The organism is Streptomyces sp. NPDC002156, assembly GCF_053593675.1.
The window spans coordinates 1-7,029 of record NZ_JBSFDA010000290.1; the positions used below are offsets into that span (position 1 = coordinate 1).

At 68.9% G+C, this 7,029-nt stretch carries 6 protein-coding genes; 2 read left to right on the top strand and 4 right to left on the bottom strand.

Annotation, left to right across the window (positions count from 1 at the left end; translation table 11 throughout):
• Positions 1 to 695: 695 nt before the first annotated feature.
• Entirely contained in the window at positions 696 to 1,724 is a 1,029-nt protein-coding gene (gene trpS, locus ACWCRB_RS48170) for a tryptophan--tRNA ligase (protein WP_451002119.1), read from the top strand.
• 3 nt (positions 1,725 to 1,727) lie between these two features.
• Here the strand turns inward: trpS and proC are convergent, their stop codons facing one another.
• The 3 genes from proC to ACWCRB_RS48185 all read right to left on the bottom strand — a co-directional run bounded on the left by proC (position 1,728) and on the right by ACWCRB_RS48185 (position 4,321).
• Complete coding sequence (proC, locus tag ACWCRB_RS48175) at positions 1,728 to 2,540, bottom strand: pyrroline-5-carboxylate reductase (protein WP_235475854.1); 813 nt, start codon at positions 2,538 to 2,540, stop codon at positions 1,728 to 1,730.
• A 165-nt stretch (positions 2,541 to 2,705) separates the two neighbouring features.
• Positions 2,706 to 3,506 carry an ABC transporter permease gene (locus ACWCRB_RS48180; RefSeq protein WP_451002120.1) on the bottom strand — a complete coding sequence of 267 codons (801 nt, stop codon included), beginning with the start codon at positions 3,504 to 3,506 and terminating at the stop codon, positions 2,706 to 2,708.
• Positions 3,506 to 4,321, bottom strand: a complete 816-nt coding sequence (locus tag ACWCRB_RS48185) for an ABC transporter ATP-binding protein (RefSeq protein WP_451002121.1) — start codon at positions 4,319 to 4,321, stop codon at positions 3,506 to 3,508. The genes ACWCRB_RS48180 and ACWCRB_RS48185 overlap by 1 nt, the downstream gene beginning before the upstream one ends.
• A 262-nt stretch (positions 4,322 to 4,583) precedes the next feature.
• On the opposite strand from ACWCRB_RS48185, the gene ACWCRB_RS48190 reads away from it, so the two are divergent.
• Positions 4,584 to 6,074 (top strand): SulP family inorganic anion transporter, encoded by a 1,491-nt coding sequence (locus ACWCRB_RS48190; RefSeq protein ID WP_451002122.1) that lies wholly within the window; start codon positions 4,584 to 4,586, stop codon positions 6,072 to 6,074.
• Here ACWCRB_RS48190 and ACWCRB_RS48195 read toward each other — a convergent pair.
• Positions 6,057 to 6,860: a class I SAM-dependent methyltransferase gene (locus tag ACWCRB_RS48195; protein WP_451002123.1), complete on the bottom strand. Its 804-nt coding sequence runs from the start codon at positions 6,858 to 6,860 to the stop codon at positions 6,057 to 6,059. The two genes, ACWCRB_RS48190 and ACWCRB_RS48195, sit on opposite strands and share 18 nt — an antisense overlap.
• Positions 6,861 to 7,029 lie beyond the last annotated feature (169 nt).

Genomic DNA, 7,029 nt, shown 5'->3' on the forward strand with positions numbered 1-7,029 from the left:
AGTTCTCAAGGAACGGACGCTTCCTTCGTACTCACCCTCTCGGGCTTTCCTCCGGGCAGTTTCCCTTCGGTCCTGCTATTTCTTTCTGGTCTTGCGTTTCCGACTCTATCAGACCGTTTCCGGATCCGATTTCCTCGGTGCTTTCCAGGTTTCCGCTTTCGCGTTTCCCTTTCCGGCGACTCCGACTCTATCAGATCCTTTCGGGCCTGATTCCCAGTCAGCGGGGCTTGTCTTCCCGGCCGTTGGGCCGTTCCGACGAGTGAGACTTTAGCGGATTCCCTGCCCCCGAGCTAATCGGGGGGTGCGTCCTTTCGAACGCGGATTCCTCATTTCGCGAATACGCATGCCAATGACACGCCAACGGCGAGACGACAGGTCGTCGACCGTTGCTTGGTACCTGCGGAATGGCTGTCCGGGGACCGACCGGGGTCGGCGCTCACGTCGGACAACTCGGAGAACACTACGTACGGGCCTGAGGTGTGTCAACTCGGTGTCGGAGGGGGCCCCTGCGGCGTACTCTCGTGCTCATGACTACGCATACGTGCACCCAGCAGTGGTGGGCCGCCTGACGGCGGCCGTACACACGTATGTACTCAACGGCCGCCGCCTCGGCGGCCGTTCTTGTTTCTCCCTCCTGAGGGGTCGGCCGGCCGGGTGCGGTGGTCTCGACCAGCAGACCAGGAGATGGGGAAGAGATGACGCGGGTCTTCAGTGGGATCAAGCCGACCGGGCATCTGACGTTGGGGAACTACCTGGGGGCCATGCGGCGGTGGGCCGCGGTGGACCAGCACCAGGCCGACGCCCTGTTCTGCATCGTCGATCTGCACGCGCTGACCGTGGACCACGATCCGGCGCGCGTGCGTCGGCTCAGTCGGCAGGCGGCGACGCTGCTGCTGGCATCGGGGCTCGATCCGGAGCTGTGCACCGTGTTCGTACAGAGTCATGTGGACGAGCACACGCGGCTGTCGTACGTGCTGGAGTGCGTCGCTTCTGATGGGGAGATGCGGCGGATGATCCAGTACAAGGAGAAGGCGGCGCGGGAGCGGGCTCGGGGTGGGAGTGTGCGGCTGTCGTTGCTGACGTATCCCGTGCTGATGGCGGCGGACATCCTGGCGTACGGGGCCGACGAGGTGCCCGTCGGGGACGATCAGGCGCAGCATGTCGAGCTGACCCGGGATCTGGCTGTGCGGTTCAACCAGCGGTACGGGCATACGTTCGTGGTGCCGCGGGCCACGCGTCCGGCGGTGGGGGCGCGGGTCATGAACCTGCAGGAGCCGATGTCGAAGATGGGGAAGAGCGACGACGTCGGGCCGGGGATCGTCTATCTGCTCGATGAGCCCGACGTGGTGCGGAAGAAGGTCATGCGGGCCGTGACCGACAGTGGGCGGGATGTCGTGTACGACCGGGAGGGGCGGCCCGGCGTCTCGAATCTGCTGGAGATTCTGGCCGCTTGTACCGGTGGGGATCCGGTGGAGTTGGGGGGTGCGTACGCGTCGTACGGGGACTTGAAGCGGGACACCGCGGAGGCCGTGGTCGAGGTTCTTCGGCCCGTGCAGAACCGGCACAGGGAGTTGTGTGCCGATCCCGCGTTCGTGGAGGGGGTGCTGCGGGACGGGGCCGAGCGGGCGCGGGCCATGGCCCGGCCCACCGTTGATGCCGCCTATCGTGCGATCGGGCTGCTGCCCGCTGCTTCCGGGGCTGTGGTGGGCGCGGGGCCTCGGTAGGCGTCAGGTGTTGTTGCCCGAGGCCAGGGCTCGGCTGCGGTCTCGGGCTGCTTCCAGCGCGGCGATGAGGGCGGCTCGTACGCCGTGGTTCTCGAGTTCACGGATGGCGTTGATCGTGGTGCCCGCGGGGGACGTGACGTTCTCGCGGAGCTTCACCGGGTGTTCGCCGCTGTCGCGGAGCATCACGGCGGCGCCGATCGCGGACTGGACGATCAGGTCGTGGGCCTTGTCGCGGGGCAGGCCGAGCAGGATGCCGGCGTCCGTCATGGCCTCGACCAGGTAGAAGAAGTACGCCGGGCCCGAGCCGGAGAGTGCGGTGCAGGCGTCCTGCTGGGACTCGGGGACGCGGAGTGTCTTGCCGACGGCGCCGAAGATCTCCTCGGTGTGGGCGAGGTGGTCGGCGGTGGCGTGGCTGCCGGCGGAGATGACCGACATGGCCTCGTCGACCAGGGCCGGGGTGTTCGTCATCACTCGGACGACCGGGGTGCCGGTGGTGAGGCGGGCCTCGATGGAGGTGGTGGTGATGCCGGCGGCTCCGCTGATGACCAGGCGGTCGGCGGGGACGTGGGGGGCGAGTTCGTCGAGGAGGGTGCCCATGTCCTGCGGTTTGACCGTGAGGATCAGGGTGTCGGCGATCTTGGCGGCCTCGGGGTTCGTGACCGGGGTCACTCCGTAGCGGGTGCGGAGTTCTTCGGCTCGTTCCGGGCGGCGGGCGGTGACCAGGAGGTCGGCGGGGGCCCAGCCGGCTCGGATCATTCCGCTGAGCAGGGCTTCGCCGATTTTGCCGGTGCCTAGGACTGCGACTTTCTGGGTCATGGTGCGGTGCCCTCCGGGGGTTGCGTCGTCCGGGGTCATCCTCGCATTGGGGGGTGTGGGGTGGGGTTGGTGTCCGGTGGGCGGGATGTCTGGGGATTTTTCTCGCCCCCGCCGCCCCTACCCGTTCCCATCCTCTGGGGGCTGTGCCCCCAGCCCCCTGACGGGCTAGACGGTTCGGCGGCGGAGGGTTGCTGCTCCCAGGGTCAGGACCAGTAGGGCGCAGGTTGCGACGATCAGGGTGTCTCGTACGAAGTTGGTGGTGATTTCTGTGTGGGTGAGGACCTCGTTCATGCCGTCCACCGCGTAGGACATGGGGAGGACGTTCGAGATTCCCTCCAGGATCGGGTGCATCTCGGAGCGGGGGGTGAAGAGGCCGCAGAGGAGGAGTTGGGGGAAGATCACCGCCGGCATGAACTGGACCGCCTGGAATTCCGACGACGCGAAGGCCGAGACGAAGAGGCCCAGGGCCGTGCCCAGGAGGGCGTCGAGGAGGGCCACCAGGAGGAGGAGCCAGGGTGAGCCCGTCACGTCCAGGCCCAGGAGCCAGACCGCCAGGCCGGTGGCCAGAGCCGACTGGATGATGGCCAGGATTCCGAAGGCCAGGGCGTAGCCGGCGATGAGGTCGCCCTTGCCGAGGGGCATGGCCAGGAGGCGTTCGAGGGTGCCCGAGGTGCGTTCGCGGAGGGTGGCGATCGAGGTCACCAGGAACATCGTGATCAGAGGGAAGATCCCTAGGAGCGACGCTCCGATGCCGTCGAACGTGCGCTCGCTGCCGTCGAAGACATAGCGGAGGAGGAACAGGAGCAGGCTCGGGAGCACGATCAGCATCGCGATGGTGCGTGGGTCGTGGCGGAGTTGGGCCAGGACCCGGGCTGCCGTGGCTGTCGTTCGGGAGGCGTTCAGGGCCGTTGTTCGGGGACGGGGGCGGGGGCGGGTGGGCGTCGGGGTGGCCGTTGAGGTGGTCATTACTGGGGCTGCTTCCTCTTTGTTTGCTCTGTCTGCTCTGTCTGCGGCTTCTTTGCTTCGTCCACCAAGTGCAGGAACGCCTCTTCCACCGTCTCCGTCGCCGTTCGGGTGCGCAGGGCCTCCGGGGTGTCGTCGGCCAGGAGTTCGCCGGCGCGCATGAGGAGGAGGCGGTGGCAGCGTTCGGCCTCGTCCATGACGTGGGAGGAGATCAGGAACGTCGCTCCGCGGGTCGTCGCGATCGTGTGGAAGAGGGCCCACAGGTCGCGGCGGAGGACCGGATCCAGGCCCACTGTCGGCTCGTCCAGGACCAGGAGTTCGGGGGCGCCGAGGAGGGCCACCGCCAGGGAGACACGGCTGCGCTGGCCGCCGGAGAGGTTGCCCGCCAGGGTCTCGGCGTGGGTGGTGAGGTCGACGTCGGCGATGGCGCGGGGGACGTTCTCGTGGCGGCGGTCGGCGGCCGCGCGGCCGGGGTCGAGGATCGCGGCGAAGTAGGCGAGGTTCTGGCGGACCGTCAGGTCGTCGTAGACCGACGGGGCCTGGGTCACGTAACCGATGCGGTTGCGGAGGGTCGCGTGGCCGGCCGGGTGGCCGAGGACCTCCAGGGTGCCGGTGACCTTGGCCTGGGTGCCGACGATCGCGCGCATCAGGGTCGACTTTCCGCAGCCCGAGGGGCCCAGCAAGCCGGTGATCTGGCCGCGCGGGACGGTGAAGTCGAGGGCACGCAGGACGGTTCGGGTTCCTCGTACGACGGTGAGGGCTTCGGCCCGGACGGCTTCGACGGCCCTTCCAGGAGGGGGGTCGCTGTAATTCATCATGCGATGAATAATGCTAGTCGTTCGGCGGCTCGTCAAGGTGGTGCGTCGAGCGGGTGGGGGCGCAGGCGCGTGGTGGGGTGATCGGAGGAGGGGCCTCCGGTTCGGGTGACTCCCGGGGCTTCCTTTGACTCCGGTTCTCGGCCGGGAGCCGTGCGATGTGGGTGCTGTGCCTGTCCGACTTGCCGACAATGGGATTCATTCGCCGTACCGCTCCGCCCGCTCCGCCGCCCCGCTTCCGTTCGCTGTCGGAGGTGTATTCGTCATGCGCCTTCGTGTGCGCAAGGCCGATCTGCTCGCTTCTCTCGTCGTCTTTCTCGTCGCGCTGCCGTTGTGCGTGGGCGTCGCCGTCGCCTCCGGTGTGCCCGCCGAGCTGGGGCTGGTGACCGGGATCGTCGGTGGGCTGGTCGCGGGGGCCCTGCCCGGGAGCAGCCTTCAGGTGAGCGGGCCGGCGGCGGGGCTGACCGTGCTGGTGTACGAGGCCGTGCGGACGTACGGGCTCGAAGTGCTCGGTGTGGTCGTGTTCGCGGCCGGGGTGGTGCAGGTCGGGCTGGGGGCGTTGCGGCTCGGGCGGTGGTTCCGGGCGGTGTCCGTGGCCGTCGTCCAGGGGATGCTCGCCGGGATCGGGATCGTGCTGGTCGCCGGGCAGGTGTACGCCCTCGGTGACGTGAGCGCGCCCGCGAGTGCGCTCGGGAAGGTGGGCGGGCTGGTCTCGCTGCCCGGGGACGCGGATCCCGTGGCGTTGGCCGTAGGGGGCGGCACCATCGCCGTACTGCTGCTGTGGCGGCGTTGGGCGTGGGGGACGCGGCTGGTACCCGGGCCGTTGGTGGCGGTGGTGCTCGCGGCGGGGGTGACCTGGGGGTTCGACCTGGATGTGCGGCGGGTCGAGGTGCGGGGGCTGCTGGCCGCCGTACGAGTGCCTGAGGCGGCGGATTTCGGGCGGCTCGCGGAGGTGGGGGTGATCGGGACGGTCGTCGCCTTCGCCCTGATCGCGTCCGCGGAGTCGTTGTTCGGTGCGGCGGCCGTCGATCGGCTTCATCAGGGGGCGCGGACCGACTACGACCGGGAGTTAGTGGCGCAGGGGGCCGGGAACGCGGTGTGCGGGGTGCTCGGGGCGTTGCCGATGACCGCGGTGATCGTACGGAGTGCGGCGAATATCGAGGCCGGGGCTCGTACGAAGGTGTCACGGGTGCTGCATGGGGTGTGGCTGCTGGGTTTCGCGGTGGTCGTGCCGGGGGTGCTCGGGGTGATTCCCGTGGCCGCGCTGGCCGGGCTGCTTGTCTGTGCCGGGTGCGGGTTGGTGCCTGTGCGGGAGGTGGGGGTGTTATGGCGGGGGCATCGGGGGGAGGCGGTGGTGCTGGTGGTGACGGCCGGGGCCGTTGTCGTGGGGAATTTGATCGCCGGGGTGGTGGTCGGGCTTGCGCTGGCCGTGGGGAAGGTCGCCTGGGATATCAGTCATGTGCATGTGGAGGTGGAGGCGGGAGAGCAGGGCGACGGCCTTGACGGTGGTGACAGCAGTGACGGTGTTGTTGTCGTACGGGTCGTCGGGCATGCGACGTTCTTGCGGTTGCCCAAGTTGCTGGACGCGTTGGAGGCGTTGCCTCGGGGGTGTGAGGTTCGGCTGGAGTTGGGTGGGCTTCGGCATGTGGATCATGCGTGTGCGGCGGCTTTGGAGGGGTGGGTTGCCGGGCGGGGGCGAGGGCGGGGGGTGGATCAGGGTGCGGGTGCCGGGGGCGGGTCAGGTGGTGGGGGCTGAGGTTTTCGCTACCAGTAGGTCTACGTCGTAGGTCTCTTCGAGCGTTTCGGACGGGAAGAGCTTGAGCAGGAGGTTGCGTTCCTCGGTCAGGAAGGCCGCGGCTTCCTCCTTGTCGTGGACCAGGAAGAGCGAGTGGCTGCCGAGGTTGGCCAGGTGGGTGTCGATCGTGACCCGGCGGCTCCAGCGGAGCTGACGGCGGGCGAAGTCGAGGCGGCCCGAGGGGTCCGCTGCGCGGAGGTGGGCGCTGTGCTGCTCCAGGGCCGTGTCTATGCCGAAGAAGTACTGGATGCGGTTCGCCTGGGCGGCGATCCAGGGGATGTTCATGGCGTACGTGTTCCACCACAGGGCGAGTGCGCCGCCCGGGCGCAGGACGCGGAGGGCCTCCGGGATCGCGTGGTCCGGGTCGGTCCAGTGCCAGGACTGGGCGTACGTGAGGAAGTCCACGGAGGCGTCGGCCAGGGGGAGGGCGTTGCCGTTGCCTCGGACGATCGGGACGTCGGGGAGGGTGCGGCGGAACTGGGCTGCCATGCCGTCGCCGGGTTCGACGGCGATCACGTGGGCGCCGTGGGCGTGGAGGAGGGCGGTGGAGATGCCGGTGCCGGCGCCGATGTCTGCGACGCGGGAGCCGGTGAGGGGGTGGGCGGCCAGGTGTTCTATTGCGTCGAGTAGGGCGGGTGGGTAGGACGGGCGGTTTTGGGCGTACTGGGATGCGGCTGTGTTGAAGGAGGTGGCTCGGGAGGGGGAAGGGGAGGGGGACTGGCTGGGGGGTTGGGTAGAGGCCGTCATGTGGACATGGTGGCGGGGGGTGTTGGTGGGGGGGTAGGGGTTTGGAGAAGAGTTGGGGCTTGGGTGGGGGGTGTTTCTCGCCCCCGCCGCCCCTACCCGTCCCATCCCTGGGGGCTGCGCCCCCAGGCACGGCACCCGTGTCGTCGTACCCGTCCTGGGCTCGCTTGAG